At 62.3% G+C, this 17,775-nt stretch carries 18 protein-coding genes; 5 read left to right on the forward strand and 13 right to left on the reverse strand.

Annotation, left to right across the window (positions count from 1 at the left end):
• Window positions 1–158: 158 nt before the first annotated feature.
• Entirely contained in the window at window positions 159–1,217 is a 1,059-nt protein-coding gene (locus ACQ4W6_RS13870) for an Lnb N-terminal periplasmic domain-containing protein (RefSeq protein WP_436567750.1), read from the reverse strand.
• Window positions 1,218–1,494: 277 nt separating this feature from the next.
• Here ACQ4W6_RS13870 and motA point away from each other — a divergent pair, with 277 nt between their 5' ends.
• Window positions 1,495–2,358 (forward strand): flagellar motor stator protein MotA, encoded by an 864-nt coding sequence (motA, locus tag ACQ4W6_RS13875; RefSeq protein WP_436567751.1) that lies wholly within the window; start codon window positions 1,495–1,497, stop codon window positions 2,356–2,358.
• Window positions 2,359–2,362: 4 nt separating this feature from the next.
• Here motA and ACQ4W6_RS13880 read toward each other — a convergent pair whose 3' ends face one another.
• A complete protein-coding gene (locus ACQ4W6_RS13880) occupies window positions 2,363–4,243 on the reverse strand; it encodes a DUF4153 domain-containing protein (protein ID WP_436567752.1) in 1,881 nt (626 codons plus the stop codon).
• A 239-nt stretch (window positions 4,244–4,482) separates the two neighbouring features.
• Between ACQ4W6_RS13880 and ACQ4W6_RS13885 the strand changes: the two genes are divergently transcribed.
• Window positions 4,483–4,743, forward strand: coding sequence for a hypothetical protein (locus ACQ4W6_RS13885; RefSeq protein WP_436567753.1), 261 nt, complete (start codon window positions 4,483–4,485; stop codon window positions 4,741–4,743).
• On the opposite strand, the gene ACQ4W6_RS13890 is transcribed toward ACQ4W6_RS13885, so the two are convergent.
• Entirely contained in the window at window positions 4,715–5,362 is a 648-nt protein-coding gene (locus tag ACQ4W6_RS13890) for a choice-of-anchor C family protein (RefSeq protein ID WP_436567754.1), read from the reverse strand. The genes ACQ4W6_RS13885 and ACQ4W6_RS13890 overlap by 29 nt on opposite strands.
• Before the next feature lie 122 nt (window positions 5,363–5,484).
• Between ACQ4W6_RS13890 and ACQ4W6_RS13895 the strand changes: the two genes are divergently transcribed.
• A complete protein-coding gene (locus ACQ4W6_RS13895; RefSeq protein ID WP_436567755.1) occupies window positions 5,485–5,673 on the forward strand; it encodes a hypothetical protein in 189 nt (62 codons plus the stop codon).
• A gap of 5 nt (window positions 5,674–5,678) precedes the next feature.
• On the opposite strand, the gene rraA is transcribed toward ACQ4W6_RS13895, so the two are convergent.
• Together rraA and ACQ4W6_RS13905 are read right to left on the reverse strand one after the other, a co-directional pair.
• Entirely contained in the window at window positions 5,679–6,173 is a 495-nt protein-coding gene (rraA, locus tag ACQ4W6_RS13900) for a ribonuclease E activity regulator RraA (RefSeq protein ID WP_436567756.1), read from the reverse strand.
• A gap of 44 nt (window positions 6,174–6,217) precedes the next feature.
• Window positions 6,218–7,468 carry an MFS transporter gene (locus ACQ4W6_RS13905; RefSeq protein ID WP_436567757.1) on the reverse strand — a complete coding sequence of 417 codons (1,251 nt, stop codon included), beginning with the start codon at window positions 7,466–7,468 and terminating at the stop codon, window positions 6,218–6,220.
• Window positions 7,469–7,568: 100 nt separating this feature from the next.
• On the opposite strand from ACQ4W6_RS13905, the gene ACQ4W6_RS13910 reads away from it, so the two are divergent.
• Entirely contained in the window at window positions 7,569–8,369 is an 801-nt protein-coding gene (locus ACQ4W6_RS13910) for an AraC family transcriptional regulator (RefSeq protein WP_436567758.1), read from the forward strand.
• A 68-nt stretch (window positions 8,370–8,437) separates the two neighbouring features.
• Here ACQ4W6_RS13910 and fliD read toward each other — a convergent pair whose 3' ends face one another.
• The 4 genes from fliD to alr form a co-directional block, all read right to left on the reverse strand.
• On the reverse strand, window positions 8,438–9,823 hold the full coding sequence (gene fliD, locus ACQ4W6_RS13915) for a flagellar filament capping protein FliD (protein WP_436567759.1): 1,386 nt from the start codon (window positions 9,821–9,823) through the stop codon (window positions 8,438–8,440).
• Between the two features lie 210 nt (window positions 9,824–10,033).
• Window positions 10,034–10,354: a PilZ domain-containing protein gene (locus tag ACQ4W6_RS13920; protein ID WP_436567760.1), complete on the reverse strand. Its 321-nt coding sequence runs from the start codon at window positions 10,352–10,354 to the stop codon at window positions 10,034–10,036.
• A 265-nt stretch (window positions 10,355–10,619) separates the two neighbouring features.
• Window positions 10,620–11,996, reverse strand: a complete 1,377-nt coding sequence (gene radA, locus ACQ4W6_RS13925) for a DNA repair protein RadA (RefSeq protein WP_436567761.1) — start codon at window positions 11,994–11,996, stop codon at window positions 10,620–10,622.
• A 95-nt stretch (window positions 11,997–12,091) separates the two neighbouring features.
• Window positions 12,092–13,183, reverse strand: coding sequence for an alanine racemase (gene alr, locus ACQ4W6_RS13930; RefSeq protein WP_436567762.1), 1,092 nt, complete (start codon window positions 13,181–13,183; stop codon window positions 12,092–12,094).
• Window positions 13,184–13,466: 283 nt separating this feature from the next.
• Here alr and lplT point away from each other — a divergent pair, with 283 nt between their 5' ends.
• Window positions 13,467–14,729: a lysophospholipid transporter LplT gene (gene lplT, locus ACQ4W6_RS13935; RefSeq protein WP_436567763.1), complete on the forward strand. Its 1,263-nt coding sequence runs from the start codon at window positions 13,467–13,469 to the stop codon at window positions 14,727–14,729.
• Window positions 14,730–14,738: 9 nt separating this feature from the next.
• Here lplT and ACQ4W6_RS13940 read toward each other — a convergent pair whose 3' ends face one another.
• From ACQ4W6_RS13940 to tsaB, 4 genes are read right to left on the reverse strand one after another with little or no spacing between them, the layout of a single operon-like run.
• Entirely contained in the window at window positions 14,739–15,695 is a 957-nt protein-coding gene (locus ACQ4W6_RS13940; RefSeq protein WP_436567764.1) for a DUF1853 family protein, read from the reverse strand.
• Complete coding sequence (locus ACQ4W6_RS13945; RefSeq protein WP_436567765.1) at window positions 15,682–16,533, reverse strand: uracil-DNA glycosylase; 852 nt, start codon at window positions 16,531–16,533, stop codon at window positions 15,682–15,684. Before ACQ4W6_RS13945 ends, ACQ4W6_RS13940 begins: the two co-directional genes overlap by 14 nt.
• Window positions 16,530–17,045, reverse strand: a complete 516-nt coding sequence (rimI, locus tag ACQ4W6_RS13950) for a ribosomal protein S18-alanine N-acetyltransferase (protein WP_436567766.1) — start codon at window positions 17,043–17,045, stop codon at window positions 16,530–16,532. Before rimI ends, ACQ4W6_RS13945 begins: the two co-directional genes overlap by 4 nt.
• Complete coding sequence (tsaB, locus tag ACQ4W6_RS13955; RefSeq protein ID WP_436567767.1) at window positions 17,042–17,767, reverse strand: tRNA (adenosine(37)-N6)-threonylcarbamoyltransferase complex dimerization subunit type 1 TsaB; 726 nt, start codon at window positions 17,765–17,767, stop codon at window positions 17,042–17,044. The genes rimI and tsaB overlap by 4 nt, the downstream gene beginning before the upstream one ends.
• Window positions 17,768–17,775 lie beyond the last annotated feature (8 nt).

Here is a 17,775-nt window from a genome sequence, read left to right on the forward strand (position 1 = left end):
TAAAGTGAGACGGTCGCGAAAGGCGGCCGGTCGGGATAGCGACAGTATAAAGCAAGGGTACGACTAACCGGACAAAATGCTCAGGGCTAGGCGCCATGCCGCAGACAGTACGCTAGTACCGCAAGGCAAAGGCAACAACGCCATGGGGATTTTGTCGGCTATTGCTTGGGCATTTGCAGCTTCGGGTAGCCATGTTCGTCATAGCCCGGCATGCCGCGGCGGATCGCGTGCGAGAAATCCGCATCGTCATTGGCCGCCCGCGCGCGCGCCGTGATATGGCCGCCCTCGCGCAGCTGCTGGAAGCTCAAACCCGGCACCAGTGCCTTGACATCGAACAGATAGCGGTCCAGGTAGCCCGAGGCCAGCAGGCGGTAATCGAAGGGCAGGCCCGGCACGATGCGGCGCACCAGCTCGAAGACGATGGTGGTGCAGTTGGCCGTCAGCGTATTGTAGAACTGCGGCTGGCGCTTCAGCGATTGCGCCTCGTCCAGATAGGCCAGGAACAGCGAGCGCATGGCCGCCTTGGGCATCATCACGCGGTACAGCTGCATGTCTTCGCCGCGCGCATTCGTGCGCACGCGCAGGATGTCGCGCTCGTCGGCGGCCACCAGGCTCGTTTCGAAATGCTTGAAAAAACCGCCGATAGCGGAAAAACTTTCGCCCTTCTCCTTACGGATTTCGATGGAAAACGTCAGGAAGCGCCCATCGGCAAAGCCGAACGACATCAAGGTGTGGGCGATAAAGGGGCCCGTCCAGTACGACAACGCCACATCGAGCGTGCGCAATTCATCGAGGTTGTAGCTGCGCTGCTCCCACTTGACCGTGTAGTCGTCATCGCTGCGCCAGTCAAAATTGCGCACATTGTCCAGCGTGACAATGCTGCCCTTCAGTGTGCCCATGACATTGCGCGCCACGTCGTCGGCCCAGACGCGCTGCTGCTTGGGCATGATCAAGCTCCACCACAGCAGCAGCAGAATGAAACCGGCCGCATACGGCAGCAGCACGCGCGCATCGCCGCGCAGCCACCACAGCGCCACGCTGGCCACGCCCAGCGCACCCCACAGCAGCGCGCCGATGGCTTGCGCCGCCATGCCTCCAGACAGCTGGTACCACAGCGCCAGCGCGCCCCACAGTGCAGTCAACAGGATAATCAGGGAAACGGCCATTTTGCCGATGCTGCCCAGCACGGAGCGGGCACGGTGTGATAAGAAAGTCATGCCTCAATTATAGGCGCAGGCACGTATTTATCCTGTATGAGATTTGTCGCGACCGCAAAACGGGCACCGTGTCGCTGAAGCTGAGCCAGCTCATCCTGGCGATGGCAGCCAACACGGATATCGTGTATGCCGACTACCCAGCGGCCACCAGTTGCCCGCCAAAGCCCATGCTTTATCAATTTTCTGGGCCGGCAACTGCAAGCTGAACTCCCCCAAGGAAGATAAATCAGCTTAGACTATAATATTGCGATATGGCAATATTATGAGGGAGTAAGTTTTGCTAGTCATACTCGGATTTATCGTCGTCCTGTTTTCCGTCTTTGGCGGCTTTGCCTTGCAAGGCGGCCATCTGGCGGCCCTGTTCCAGCCGCTGGAGCTGCTGATGATCGGCGGCGCCGCGCTGGGCACCTTCTTTGTCGGCAATGACGCCAAGGCCATCCGCGCCACGTTCGCCGCCCTGCCCACGCTGTTCCACGGCTCGCAATACACCAAGGCGCGCTATATGGAACTGATGGGCCTGATGTATGAAATTCTCAGCAAGATCCGCAAGGAAGGCTTGATGTCGGTCGAGGATGATATCGACGACCCCTACCGCAGCGCCACCTTCGTGAAATACCCGTACACGCTGGGCGACGAGCACATCCTGGAATTCATCACCGATTACCTGCGCTTGATGGTGTCGGGCAATATGGATGCCTACCAGATCGAAAACCTGATGGATAACGAGATCGAAACTTACCACGAAGATGCGGAAATGCCGATCCAGACGATTTCGCAGCTGGCCGACGCCATGCCCGCCTTCGGCATCGTGGCCGCCGTGATGGGCGTAGTGCACACCATGGCTTCCGTCGGTTTGCCGCCGGCCGAGCTGGGCGTGCTGATCGCGCAGGCGCTGGTGGGCACCTTCATCGGCATCTTGCTGGCGTATGGCTTCATCGCGCCGCTGGCCAGTTTGCTGCGCCGCAAGCACCATGAAACGGCGAAGATGTACCAGTGCGTCAAAGTGACCTTGCTGGCCAGCCTGAATGGCTATGCACCGGCGCTGGCCGTGGAGTTCGGCCGCAAGGTGATTTCCGCCACGGAACGCCCATCGTTCAGCGAACTGGAAAACCACGTGCGCCAGGTGCGCACGAAGAACTAGCAGCTTATGGAGTCGAGGTCGGGGTCGGCGCCGTTTCTTCCGGGCAGCTGACCTCTTCCTCTTCATTGTATAAATTCATCGGCACGCGCTGGCCGTCCACTTCCAGTTCGCGCACTTTCGGCGGCACCAGCTGGAACTGCCCTGCCTGCAGCTTCTCGCGCAGCGGCTTGCAGCGCAGGGCATCGGTGGGGATTTGCCCCCGCGCATACCAGCTGCCGCCGGCCTTTTCCGCCAGCAAGACGGAGGTGGCGCGCGGATCGCTACTGATCAGCAATACTTCCTGCTTGCCATCGCCATCGAAATCGAGCAGATACGCGTCGCACTGCTGCCCTGCCCGCTTCAAGCAGGCGGGCAGGCGCCAGGCCGGCCCAACCTGCGTCCAGTCCTGGCGCACAAAGCTGTCCGGCAATTTCGCCGTCGCCGGGCGCAGGGTCAGGTTGATCGATACGTCGCTCAGCGCGCCCGTCTCGTCGAGGCGGTTCTGGCGCTTGAGCATGGCCGTGGCGCGGGCACGCACAACGGCAGCGTCCGGCCCCGTCGTGCGCTTGGCTAATTCCTGCAGGGCCGCCTGGCCGTAGCGGGCGCCCTCGAAGCGCAAATATTCGAAATCGAACTTGTCCACGCTGACCTTGCCGCCGTCCAGGCGCGCCATCTGGCTGGCCACGGAGATGCGCGCCGGGTCCGCCAGCGGCGAAAACAGCGCCAACAGCACCAGCAAGGTGACAAAGGCGGTAGCCACATTGACGTTGGCGATCAGGTGCAGCCAGTCGCCATACTTGCCAGCCGCCCAGGCATAGCCGACGGCGTAGCAAGTGGCGATCAAGAGGCAGGCGGCAGCGATCAGGCGGTCGGCCGTCCAGCCATGCGACATCACGCGCAGGGTCAGCGCATAAATGGCGATGCCCACTACCCACGGCAGCAGCAAACAGGCCAGGCGCGTGCCCAGGCGGATGCCGCGCGCCACGCCATGGCCCACTTCGCCATTCTGGAAGGCGGCATTGATCAGCACCACCAGCACGCCGGCCATGCCCAGCAGCACGGAAGCGGCATGGCGCGTGGCCCACAGCCGCTCGAAGCCGATGAAAGGCAGGGTCAACAGGAAACCAGAAACCAGCACGGCGGCGATCGGCATCAGCCACGACAGCAGCACCAGCAGCAGGGTGCGGATGCCGCGCACGATGGACGGGCGCACGTCGGTAATGTGGATGGCAAACGAGAACGCGAAGCAAATGACGGGAATCACGAACCAGGCCTGGCTCAGCAGTTTTTTCAAAAAGGTCAGCTTGATCAGCAAGAACAGTTGCCCGCCCAGCCACAGCACCAGCCACAGGCCCAGCACGAACAGCAGGGAAAACAGCAGCTGGATGCCCAGCTTCCAGGCGATTTCAAAATACGTGGGGTAGCGGGCGATGCGCTGGCCATCCTGGGCGCTGGCCAGCACCAGCGCGTGGGCGATATACAAGCCCACCACGCTGAAACCGAACAGCTGGGCCGAAATGACGCGCAGGGGCGCACCGGGTTTATAGTTACCCCAGATCACGTGTTCGGCGCCGCGCGCCACGTCGTGCCAGGCCAGCACGGCCATCACGGCAGCCGCACCCGCCATCCACAGCGCGATGCGCCTGAGCGGCATGTGGCCCAGGCTGGACACGAGCAAGATGGGCAACAGCAAGCTGATCAGCATCAGGGGACCCAGCAGGTACGCTTCCGTGGCGGGCCAAACCTTGTCTTGCGCCGAGCTGTACAGCCAGTACAGCAGCAAGCCCTGCAGCAGGCCCGTCACCAGGCGCGTCGCCGCAATGCGCGGCGCCACCACCGGATCGAGCAAAGCCATGTTTTTTCCAGCGGCATCGTGCTGCATCGTCATTCCTTTAGAGTGTTTCATTGCCGTCCATTGCTGGGCGGCATACACGCGCATTATTGCATTTCGTTATCGTCATCTCAACAACGATTCGTGCGGGTGCCCTGCCCGCGTACCCTCCGCATCGCGGACTGGCGCGGCGGCTGGAGCGGAGGGCGATGGCGCGACCGTTGCGGGGGGGGCGATGTGGACAATGATGTGGACGATTATGCGGACAAATAAGCTGCCGTCATGGCCGTTGCTGGTGGGCATGGGTGCTGGGCATGGGTACTGCGCAGGGCGCAGAACTGGCGTGCGGCGATTTCCTGGCCAAGCTGGGCAAGAAGCCCGCGCATTTCGGCTGCCAGAGTTGCCAGAGTTGCCAGAAATATGGGGCGGCGCAGCCTGAAATCGACCGCTTTTCGTCAACATTGATGCCTACGCGCAAGACCCCTGACATGAAAAAAACCGCCTGTGCATGGCAGCAGGCGGTTTTGAGGTGGGACAGAAGCTGGTTTACTTGGCGGCCTTGCGGCGGCGCATGAAACCCATCAGGCCCAGGCCAGCTAACAGCATGGCGTAGGTTTCCGGCTCCGGCACGGCAGCCATCACGGCCACGTTATCGATCACGGCGCCCGAATAATTATCATACGGCGTGCCGACCTTGGCGGCGCTGACAAACGACAGGCTCGCCAGGCCGGTGGAGGCGGCCGTGAAGCTCAGGGTGTGGCCATACAAGGTGTTCGAGGCGGCATCCGTCGAGTAGAAATCACCTAGCACGCCACCAAAGTTGACTGCCACGCCCTGGCCAGCCGGAGCGTTCGAATTGCGCGCCATGTCAAAACTCAAATTGTAGGTGTGGCCGGCAACGACATTGAAACTTTGTGACAAGGAACCAGGACCTGGCGTGCCCAGCATGTCGATGCTGTAGCCATCGATGGCGTTGTAGGCATTGCGGATCAGGTCGACCGAGGTGGCACCCACAGTCCAGCCCGTGATGTCCGGCGAACCGCCATTGACGACTTGATAGCCGCTGGCAAACGTGGAACCCGCTGCGATGGACTCGAAGTCACCATTCGTGATCAGGTTGACGGGGCTGGCGCTGGCGCTGCCTGCAGCCAACAGGGCAAGGACGGCGGCGATGGTGGTGGTGGTGGTTTTCATGTTTTGTCTTCCTTGTCTTGTTAGCATCAAAGTTACCTTAAATGAATCATATAGCAGCCTCAATGAAACGCAAAGAACTTTCTAAAAAAATATTTAACATGGACAATATGTAACGACTTTCTGTGGCAGAACCTGCCATAAAAAACCACGGCGGCCAGGGCGTGCCGTGGTTTCCACTGAACGAGGATGCCGCTCCCCTGCCCACTTTCCCGCTTTCCAGCACTGCCTTTTTTATGCAACCCTCCGGCGGCCCCGGAATTGTCATCTTCCAAAAAAACGCGCCGGACGGCGCGTTCAGAAAAGAAAGGTGATGGCCTTAATCGAGTTCCCGGCCCGCCACCAGGATGCCGTCCGCATCGGCATACACCCAGTCGCCCGGCTGTACGGCCACGCCGCTGATTTCCACGCGCACGTCGCGCTGGCCCGTGCCCTCCTTGTTGCTCTTGCGCGGATGCGTGGCCAGGGCGCGCACGCCGATGTGGCAAACATTGATTTCCTCGCTATCGCGGATGCAGCCGTGGACCACGATGCCGGACCAGCCATTGCTTTCAGCCAGCACGCCCAGCTGGCCGCCCACCAGTGCGCGGCGCAGGCTACCGCCGCCGTCGATCACCAGCACATGGCCCTGGCCCGGCGTTTCCAGGGTGCTGCGCACCAGGGCGTTGTCTTCAAACACTTGCAAGGTGGTGGCTGGGCCGCTGAAACGCACGCGCTGGCCAAAGGCGCGGTAGACGGGCGGCAACACTGCCAGGGTGCCAGCGTCCAGCATGGACGCATGGTTGTCGCACAGATCGGTGGTGGCAAAAGTCATGCTCGCTCCAGGAAATGAATAAATAGTATCAAATGGCAACGATTCTATGCCTTTTGCAGCGCTGCGGCACGCGTTTTACCGCCCACGCCCACGGCCGTGGCGATCGCCAGCGCCTGGAACACGCCGATGAAGACGAACAGCAGGGCCGGATGGTCGCCATCCATCAGCGCACCAAAGAACAGGGGGCCGACGGCCAGGCCGCTGTCGAGGCCCGAATACACGACGCCATACACGCGCCCGGTGGCATTCTTCGGCGCCGCCGCGCGTATCATCAGGTCGCGCGACGGCCCTGCCACGCCCGAAGTCAGGCCGATGGCGCCCATCAGCACCACGGCGCCCCAGGCCGGCACGACGGCCATCGCCAGCAGCACGGCCAGCAGTGCGGCGGCGGAAAAGGCGATCGCCACGTTGCGGTCTGGCTGCTTGCTGCGCGCGCCGACCACGCCGCCAGCCAGCATGCCCGCGGCCGAGGCCAGCATGTAGGCCGTGTAGGCGCTGGTGGCCAGTGCCAGGCTCATGCCATACAGTTTGACCAGGGCCACGCTGGCGAAACTCTGGATACCGCCCAGGGCAATGGCGGTAATGAAGAAGAAGGCAAAACACATCCACACGGCCGGCAGGCGTAAAAAGTCCAGCGTGCCTTCGCCGCCGTCCGGCGCGCCCGGCGCGGCCTGCTTCAGCGGCTCGGGACGGATGGCATGGCGGTTCAGGAACAGGATCAGCAGCGCGCCGAAGGGCAGCACGGCCGCGCACTGCAGGGCCACGCGCCAATCGTAGTGGGTGGCAACCCAGGTCATGAACAGGGGCGCCAGGGCCCAGCCGATATTGCCGCTGATGCCATGCACGGAAAAGCCGTAGGCCACGCGCGCCGCCGAGACACGCTGGTTAAGGATGGTGTAATCGGCGGGATGGAACACGCTGTTGCCCATGCCGGCCAGCATGGCGCCCAGCATCAGCGCCGTATAACTGTGGGCATGGGCCAGCGCCAGCGCCGAGATGCCCAACAGAAAGATGCCCGAGAACAGGACGGCACGCGCGCCGAAGCGGTCGACAACAAAGCCGGCCAGCGCCTGCCCCACGCCGGAAATGATGAAAAACACCGTCATCAGCAAGCCCAGTTCCGCATACGACAGGTCAAACGCGGGTTTCAGCCAGACGAACAGGGCCGCCAGGATCAAATGGTAGAAATGCGACACGCCATGTGCCAGGCCCACCAGGGCGATGACGCGGGCATCGCTGCGCAGGGTAGTCGGCAACTGCGGTGGCAGATACGCGGGGGAGTTAGTTGTTATCATGTCATACCCTGTCTTATACTGGTGAAGCTCAAGTGTATGAAAAATATCATCGCCTGTTTTCCGACAGAACGACATAATTTATCGAATTAAGGCCAAGCTGATGGGTGTACCGATCTTCCGCCATACCCGCATGTGTCCGCCACGGGAAGCGCCCAGCGCGAGCATTCCCGTGACCATGGTCGCGCGCGACCTGCAAGCCGATGAATTTCTATTGCCGCACAGCCACCCCTGGGGCCAGGTGACCATGGCGCTGGAAGGCGTGCTGCGCATCACCGCCAACAACAGCAGCTGGGTGCTGCCGCCCATGCGCGCCATCTGGATCGCGCCCAACGTGGAGCATGCCGTCACGATACTGGAAAAAACCCGTTTGCGCCCCCTGTGCATCCATGCCGCGCGCGCGCCGTTCACGGGCCGTGACTGCAAGGTGCTGGAAGTATCAAGCCTGATGCGCCAGCTCATCATGGCGCTGGAGCAACTCGATCCAGGCCAGGAACCGGCGCGCGAAGCCCTGCTGGCCGAGCTGATACTCGATGAATTGACACGCTCGGCCACGCGCCCCATCCGCGTTCCCCTGCCTGCCGACAAGCGGCTGAAGAGCCTGTGCGACAGCCTGATCGACAAGCCTGGCTCGAACCTGACGCTGGAACACTGGGCGCAGGTGGCCGGCGCCTCGGAGCGGACCCTGGCGCGGCTATTCGAACGGGAGTTGGGCATGAGTTTTGGCCAGTGGCGCCAGCAGGTGCGCCTGGCGCATGCGGCGCCCATGATCGCGCGCGGCGTGCCCCTGTGGCAAGTGGCCGAAGAACTGGGCTATGCCAGCCAGTCGGCCTTTTCGGCCATGTTCAAGAAGACTTTCGGCAATTCGCCGTCGGCGTTTTTTGCACAGGGCGGGCGCGCCTAAAAAGGCACCGGTACAGCGCTCAGGGCGAGGCGGTGCAACGCAGCCATGGGCGCTTTATCGGCGCGCCTTCAGGCCATGAAGTCGAAGAGGGAGTTCTTGCCCGTATAACCGGGCAAGGCCGAGTTCGTTCCCGTCTCTTCCTGCGCCGAATACGCCTTTACCAGCGCCTGCGCCTGCGCCGTCAGCGCCTTGGCCAGCACGGCTTTCTTGTTGCTGAGGGTGGTGATGTCCTTACCGACCGATTGCACTTCCTTGCCGATGATGCTCGTTTCGCCCGTCAGCGTGCCAATCTTGCTGGAGAACTGGTCGGCCACGCCCTTGCCGTTATTCGTAAACAGCTTGCTGACGGCATCCGGATCGGCATCGATGGCGGCCTTGAGTTTTTTTTCGTCCAGCACCAGCTCGCCGCTCTTGCCCAGGGTCACGCCGGCGCTGGCCAGTATGGAGGACGGCACGCCCGTGCTGGCCGTGCGCAGCACTTGCCCCATCTGCGAACGCACCTGCCCCAGGGCCGTGTCGTATTTCAAGTCGCCGTCCTGCAAGCTCTGCAGCTTGCTGTTGAGCTCATTGTAAGCCGTGACGAAGCTGGCCACGTTGCTGGCGATCTGGCTGCTGTCCTTGGCGATGACGAGATTGGTCGTGCCCGTGCTCTTCAATTCGACGGTGGCGCCTTCGATGGCCGTCGCCAGGGTATTCGTGGCGCTCTTGACATCCTTGCCATCGATGGTCAAGAGCGCGTCTTGCGCGGCCGCTGCCTGCTGCATGCCCTTGCTTGAGCCGGGCGCATACGTCAGCAAGTTGCTGATGGCGGCGTCGCCCGTCACGCTGATGCGCATGCTGCTGTCGGCGCCAGTCTTGCCGTTCAGCGACAGCGTATAACCATCGGTGCCCTTGACCACGCTGGCATCGACGCCTGCCTGCTTCAGCGCGGTGGCGATACCGTCGAGGCTATTGTTGCTGCTGTCGATGGTCAGCGAAATGACCTTGCCGCTGCCGGGCGTAAATTGCTTGCCGTCGGCCGTGCCCACTTCGATCTTGATCTGGGCTGGCGCGCCCGTGCCGATCGCCGTGCTCGACGACTTCTGCGCCCCGCTGAGCAAGGCCTGCCCTTGCGCCAGCTGCGTGACGTTCATCGCGTAGCTGCCGCTGGCGGCCTTGTCGGTGGTAGTGGCGCTGACGACATCCTTGGTACTCGATGTGGCAGACGTGGACAGGCCGCTGCCGGCCATGTTCTTGGCCACGGCCTGGAACTTTGCCAGCGCCGATTGCAGCTGGCCCAGGCCGGAGAACTTGGCCTGGTCGCGCACCAGGCTGGCGTTGAGCTTGACCACACCCGTGTTCTGCGACTGCATCTGGCGCTCGACCTTGGCATACACGTCGGCCGAAATATTGCCCTGCGTGGTCTGCTGCGTGGTGTTGGCATAGGCCAGGCTATTGATGGTCGAATTAAACATGGTGGCTTTTCATCCGGTGAGAAAGTGCGCCCACGGATCGGGCTTGTCCGTGCGCTGCGTCTACAAGAGATGAGGCAGCAAGCGCTCAGGGCGCGGCGGCGTCGTCTCCACTGATTGATCATTATGCAGCATGGCTAAAACATCAAAACAGCGAGCAGTACCATGTTTACCGTCGTGCAAACGTGTTTGCACCATTCTAGCGCATTTAACTTAGCGCATGAATTTCGAGATGGCGCTGCTGACGGCCATATCTAGCTGCATGAAAGCCAGCCCCACCTTGAAGCCGGCGCTGCTGAAGATACAGTGCGAGACGGACGTGCGCGCCTCGATGATGTGCGCCGCGCCGTCATAAAACAGCTCGAACAGCACCTTGCCTTGCTTGCCTGCTGGCACCGGATCGGCGATCACGGCCGACATGCCGCCCGGCCCCACGTCGAGGGTGCGCGCCGCCACGGGGCCCGCCCCATCGAGTACCAACATTGCCTTGGCACGCAATATCTTGCGTGCGCCCTGCCTTTGTTCAACTGACACTATATTCCGCTTCTCTCGCCATGCATTGTCGATGCGAATTCGCCGCGCGAATTCATCGGACAAATATTATAGTTGCAAACAGGAATTTCGTTTGACTTGTCTCAAAGTTGGCATTTACGCCAGATCAATACCTACAACGCCTGCGACGCCTGACAGAACCATGGCAAGCGGAAGGGAGTTGTGGCCGAGAAACGCCACTGTACGAAGGCACAGTGAGCATCGCAGACCGCAAATCGCGATGCGCAGCAGCTTATGTCAGGTGTTATCACTCGAAGTCGCGCAGCTTGTTGAACGCCTCGTCGATGCGCTCCACGCCAATGACCTTGAGGCCTTCGATGGCTTGCTTCGGCAAGTTCGACTTGGGCACAACGGCCAGGGTAAAGCCCAGCTTGGCCGCTTCGCGCAAGCGCTCCTGGCCCCGTGGCGCGGGACGGATTTCTCCCGCCAGTCCCACTTCGCCAAACACCACCAGGCCGCGCGGCAGCGGCTTGTTGCGCATCGATGAGTTAATCGCCAGCAATACGGCAAGGTCGGCTGCCGGTTCCGTGATCTTCACGCCACCGACGGCATTGATGAACACATCCTGGTCAAAGGCGGCGATGCCGGCGTGGCGGTGCGCCACGGCCAGCAGCATGGCCAGGCGGTTTTGCTCCAGCCCGACCGACAAACGCCGCGCGTTCGGCAGGTGGCTGGTGTCGACCAGCGCCTGGATTTCCACCAGCAAGGGGCGCGTGCCTTCCTGCGTCACCATCACGCACGAACCGGGCACCTGATTGTCGTGCTGCGACAGGAACAGGGCGGACGGATTCGACACGCCCTTCAAGCCCTTTTCGGTCATGGCAAACACGCCCAGTTCATTGACGGCGCCGAAACGGTTCTTGATGGCGCGCACCAGGCGGAAGCTGGAATGGGCATCGCCCTCAAAATACAGCACCGTGTCGACGATGTGTTCAAGCACGCGGGGACCGGCCAGCGCGCCCTCTTTCGTCACGTGGCCCACGAGGATGATGGTCACGCCCGTCTGCTTGGCTGCGCGCGTGAGCTGCGCCGCGCATTCGCGCACCTGCGCCACCGAACCGGGCGCCGAACTGAGGGCATCTGAATACACGGTCTGGATCGAGTCGATGACCACCACTTCCGGCTTCAGGTCGGCCAGGGTGGCGAGGATCTTCTCCAATTGGATCTCGGCCTGCAGTTTAAGTTCCTTGGCGTCGATCACCAGGCGCTTGGCGCGCAGGGCAATTTGCGCGCCCGATTCCTCGCCGCTCACATACAGCACGCGCTTATGGTGCGACATGTTCGCCAGCGCCTGCAGCAGCAGGGTCGACTTGCCGATACCGGGGTCGCCGCCAATCAGCACCACGCCGCCGGCCACCATGCCGCCGCCCAGCACGCGGTCGAATTCCTCGATGCCCGTGCCGAAACGGGGCACGTCGATGGCGTCGATATCGTCGAGCGACAGCACGGGCGCCGTCTGCGCCAGCGGCATGTGCGGCGGATTCGAATAACGGTTGTTGCCCCCCGTCTCGGGCAGCGTTTCCACCATGGTGTTCCACTGGTTGCACGACGTGCACTGCCCCATCCATTTATTACTGATGGCGCCGCAATCGCTGCAGGTGTAGATGGTCTTGACTTTTGCCATGGTGTACTTTGTCCGGGTAAGGATAATGCTGTTTATATATACAGTAGATTCACAGTATATACAAACAGCGCGCTGGCGTCACTGTTACCTCACCTTCAGGCTTCGATCACCGGCACGCGTGGCGCCAGAGCGCACATCAGCTCGTAGCCGATGGTGCCGGCGGCCAGCGCCACCTCGTCGATCGGCATGCCCTGGCCCCACAAGGTGACAGCGCTGCCGACCTTGGCCCCAGGCACGTGCGTCAAGTCCACCATCAGCATGTCCATCGAGACCCGGCCGATCAGCCCCGTGCGCACGCCATCGACCAGCACGGGCGTGCCCTCGGGGGCGTGGCGCGGGTAGCCGTCCGCATAGCCGCACGCCACCACGCCCACCCTGACGTTGCCCAGCGCTTCGTAGCGGCTGCCGTAACCGACCACTTCGCCGGCCGCGATATCCTGAATGCCGATGATGCTGCTGCGCAAGGTCATGGTGGGCAGCAAGCCAAACGCCTGCGCCGACGTGCCACCCGGGGCGCCGCTGGGCGTGCCGCCGTACAGCATGATGCCGGGGCGCACCCAGTCGCTGCTCAAGTGGTGCAGCAGCAAGCCGGCAGAATTGCACAGGCTGCGCGGCAGCGGCGTGCCGATGCTGGCCACCCCGGCCTCGAAGCGCAGCATCTGCTGCGCCAGCGGCAAGTGGGTGGGCGCCGCTTCGTCGGCATTGGCGAAATGCGTCATCAGGGTGATCGTGCCGATTGCCGGAATGGCGCGCAGGCGCGCATATGCGGCGGCCACGGCCTGCGCAGTAAAGCCCAGGCGGTTCATGCCGGTGTTCATCTTCAGATGCACATCGATGGTATTGGGCAGGTGCGCCGCTTCCAGCAAGGCGATCTGTTCCTCGCAGTGCACGCTGCCATTCAAGCCGTGCTGAGCCATCACGGGCAAGTCGCTGGCATCAAAAAAACCTTCCAGCAGCAAGATGGGCTTGCTCCAGCCCAGTTCGCGCAGGCGCACGGCGTAATCGACCTCGACCAGGGCCAGGCCATCGGCATCGGCAAAGCCCCGCATGGCCCGTTCCAGGCCATGGCCATAGGCGTTCGCCTTGACCACGGCCCACACCTTGGCGCCTTGCGCGCAGGCGCGGGCACGCGCCAGATTATGTTGCATGGCATCGAGATGGATGCTGGCGATGAGGGGCCTGGGCATAAGCTTCGTTCACGGCAAGTGGGAAAGCCGTATTTTACCGGATGGGCAGGACGCGGACCCGGCAGGCGTGCACGCGCCGATGCACCCGATGGGCGCAATGGTAAGTGCAGCACAACATTTACGAAACAATCACACGTGTAGGTATTTTTCTACGGCAGATTAATTAAGTTTTACTTAGCGCTGCGGCTTGGGCAAGCCGAAGCAAAGCAGGCCCGGCCAAACTTGGGGTTTGCCGTTTTTTCGTGGTATAAAGCAAGCCAGATATGATTTCAGGCATTCCAGAATGAATCGTGGTTTTTATACCATCATGGCGGCGCAGTTCTTTTCCTCGCTGGCAGATAACGCCCTCTTTTTTGTCGCCGTCGACTTACTGGTGTCCATGCAATCCCCGGCGTGGATCACGCCGCTGCTGAAACTGTCATTCGTGCTGTTCTATGTGCTGCTGGCCGCTTTCGTTGGCGCCTTCGCCGATGCCCTGCCCAAGGGCAAGGTCATGTTCATCGCCAACCTGGTCAAGATTTTCGGCTGCGCCCTCGTTTTTTTCCATGTGCACCCGCTGCTGGCCTACGCCGTCGTGGGCTTTGGCGCGGCCGTGTATTCGCCCGCCAAGTACGGCATCCTGACGGAATTGCTGCCGCCGGAAAAGCTGGTGGCGGCGAATGGCTGGATCGAAGGCTTGACCGTCACCTCCATCATCCTTGGCACCGTCATGGGCGGCGCGCTCGTCAGCGGCCACGTGTCCGACATGCTGCTGTCCATCGACATTCCCCTGATCGACACGGGCATCGCCAACAAGACGGAAGCGGCCCTGTGCGTGGTGGTCGGCATCTATGTGCTCGCTACGCTGGCCAACCTGAAAATTCCCGACACGGGCTGCGTGTATGCGCACCAGGAACGCAACCCTATCAAACTCATTTCCGATTTTGCCAATTGCTATTCCATCCTGTGGAAAGACAAGCTGGGCCAGATCACCCTGGCCGTGACAACCCTGTTCTGGGGTGCGGGCGCCACCTTGCAGTTGATCGTGCTGGAATGGGCCAAGCAATCGTTGAACATGCCGTTCGACAAGGCGACCAGCTTGGTGGGCGTGGTCGCCATCGGCGTCGCCGTCGGCGCCGTGCTGTCGGCGCGCTTCATTCCCCTGCGCAAATCGCTAACCGTCATTCCGCTGGGCATCGCCATGGGCGTGATCGTCATGATGATGACGCAAGTGCACTCCGTGTGGGTCGCCTACACGCTGCTGATACTGATCGGCGCCCTGTCAGGCTTCTTCGTCGTGCCAATGAATGCCTTGCTACAACACCGTGGCCACGTCTTGATGAGCGCAGGCCACTCGATCGCCGTACAGAACTTCAATGAAAACCTGTCGATCCTCACCATGCTGGCCGTGTATTCCATCATGATCCGTTTGCACCTGCCGCTGAACATTATCATCACCCTGTTCGGCCTGTTCGTCGCCGGCACCATGTTCATGATCATGCGCCGGCACAAGCTGAATCAGGCTGAACACGACAATTTATCCTTGATTGGCGAGCACAAGCACTAACAGTTCAGGCTACACAGGCAAGGCACCCGTCAGCCGGCGCGCGGCCGCTTGTTCCGTCCAGGTATCGGGCACGATAAAACCGCGCGTGCGTTCCACTTCCCAGCCTGCGATATTGTCCACCGATGCGACCAGCACCGGTTGCGCCAGATCAAACAACTGCGCCCGCAAGGCGCTGGCATCGAACACTTCCATCTCGCGGCCCTTGTACGGCGCCAGCCATTGCAAACGGGGCAGCACGACATAGCGCTGTTGCGGCAATTGCGCCGGCGTGCACCAGAAGCCGTGTCCATGTTCCTGGGAAATGCCATCCATGCCCGGCGCAGCTCCGATGGCATAAAACAGCCAGCCCTTGACCAGCGCCTGCGCCGCGCGCACCGGTTGCGCCAGCAAGCTTTGCGCGGCCGGATGGCGGGCCAGGGCCAGTTGCTTGTCGACAATCTTGCGCATCTTCAGTCCCAAGGTATCGGCCAGGTTCGGGCCGATCAAGTGATTGAAGATGCCGGGGTCGGGCGCGCCTTCGAGCAGATAGAATTTGGTGGCGAATTCCCAGTGCAGCAGATGATCGCCATCGCCGTGCATGTTTTTCAGCAGGAAATCGAACTCGCCCACCGTATCGTTGCGGTTGGCCTGCACCTGCAAGCCGTGCGCTTGCAGCAAACCATGCTGCTCAAAATAAAAGGCCAGCAGCTTTTCAGCGTACAGGCCCAGGCGGGAATAGAATTTGGGGCCCAGCGCCACATCGAGCGGCGATGGATCATGCTGCAGCGCGCCCAGCCAGGCGGCCACCGAAGGCGTGACCGGCTCCAGGCTGGCGATGCGCCCGCCCCAGTGCACACTGGCCGGGTCCAGCAAGTCGGGCGAATCGAGCAGCCAGGCCAGCGCACGCACGCGGGGGTGCGTCAAATGGCCCCAGCGGTGCTCGAAGCGGGCCTGGAAAGTGTCACCGCCCGTATCAACTGCCGGCATGCGTGCTTTTCGCCAGGCACAGATCGCCCCAGGCACGCGCCTTGGCCTTGCCCGTCTCGTCTTGCAGCAGCATTTCCGGATGATACGTGGCGACGACGGATGCCTTGCCCAGCTGGCGTACCTTGCCGCGCACGGGCTTTTCACCAGGCAAGATGCTTGCGGCGGCCAGCTGCCCCAGGGTGACGATGGTGCGCGGCTGCAGCAAGGCCAGTTCGCGTTCGAAATACGGACGGCAGGCAGCGGACTCGGCGTCTGTCGGCAAGCGTTCCTGGCCAGCTTCGTCGAGCGGACGGCATTTCAGCAAGTGCGTCATATACACGTCGCTACCCGCATCGACATCGATGGCTTTGAGCATATTGTCGAGCAACTTGCCCTGCTCGTCCGGCAAGGCGCGCCCTTCCCGCTCTTCCGCGCGCGAGGGGCTGCTGGCCAGCATCAGCCAGACGCCTTGGCGGTCGCCACGGCCCATGACCACGCCCTTGCGCGTCTTGCACAGTTCGCAGCGCGCGCATTTGGCCACGGCCGCCGTCAAGCCATCCCAGTCGAGGGCGGCGATATCGGCATCGCTGAGCTGCCTGGCGGGCGCTGGCGGGGGAGCATCGTCGAACCAGGCCGTATCGTCGGGAGCGGCAGCAGGGACCGGCGCAACGGCAGCGGCAAGAGGCGCCGCAACTTCCACGACTGCTGCCTCGGCCACCACTTCGGTTACAGGTGCAGCCACCTCGGCCGCCACGGCGTCAACCGGCATGTCTTCGACGGCCCCGGGTGCAGCGCCCTGGCGCAAGCGCCACAGGGGGCCGACGCCCATTTCATCGAGAAAGACGGCGCTGCGGCTCATAAGGTATAACGCATCACGATGGCGTCCTCACGTTGCGAGTTGCTGGCCGGATAGTATCCCTTGCGCCGGCCGATCTGTTCAAATCCATAGCACTGGTAAATGCCGAGTGCGCGCACGTTCGACGGGCGCACTTCCAGCAGCATCGATTCCATGCCCAGCCGGCGCGCGCAGGCGCAGGACTGATCCAGCAGGAAACGGCCCAGGCCTTGGCCCTGGATGGCGCCGTCGACGGCCACGTTGAGCAAATGCGCCTCATCGACGACCAGCATCAGCAGGAAATAGCCGAGCAAGGTGCCATCCACGTCGCGCAGCACCCAGGCCGGATAGCCGCTGCCGAGCGAATCGACAAAATTGCCGTGCGTCCAGGGATGCGGATACACGCGCTGCTCCAGCGCCAGCACTTCGGCCAGGTCGGCTTCGACCATCGGCTGATAGTCGAGGCGCAGCAAGTCCCAGCCTGCAGCACTGCTCTCGTCCTTATCCTGATCCTGGTCCTTGCCCAACTGCATCATTGTGCCGCCTCCGCAGCAGCCTTGGCAGCCTGCATGTCCAGGCGCTCGGCACTGGTGTAGGCGATCTTGTTGCGCAAATACAAAGGCTGCGCATCGGCCGCCTTCACAAAGTTGCCGGCGGCAAAGGCGATGCGCGCCAGCTGCGCCACTTGCACGGCGTGCGGCATGATGGCGGCATCGGCATTGGCGGCGCAAGGCAGGCCGGCCAGCGCTTCGGCATAGGCGGCAAAGCCGTTGCCGCAGCCCACGACGTCGCCTTGCGGCGCCACGCCGGCAGGCGCGCTCAAGGCTGGCGGCGAGTGGGCCTGCAAGCCCTCCTGGTAATCATATTGCGCCCAGTACACTTCGCTCATGCGGGCATCGAGCACGGCCAGGATGCGCTGCGCGCCGTGCGCCTGGTGGCAAGCCAGCGCCATGGCGTCCAGGGTGACGACGGGCACGACGGGCAGGTTGGCGCCGTAGGCCAGTCCTTGCGCGATGCCGCACGCCGTGCGCACGCCCGTAAACGAGCCGGGGCCAGAGCCGTAGGCGATGGCGTCAACGTCGGCCAGGGTCACGCCCGCTTCGGCCAGCAATTCCTGCACCATCGGCAAGATGGACTGGGAATGGGTACGCACGCCCGAGGAAGCACGGGAAAGGACGGCATCGCCGCGCAGCAAGGCGCAGGACGCGAGCTCGGACGACGTTTCAATGGCAAGTAGGGTGGGAAGTAAGGTAGACATAACGTATT

It is taken from the genome of Janthinobacterium woesei, assembly GCF_051380875.1.
Lineage (GTDB): Bacteria > Pseudomonadota > Gammaproteobacteria > Burkholderiales > Burkholderiaceae_D > Janthinobacterium.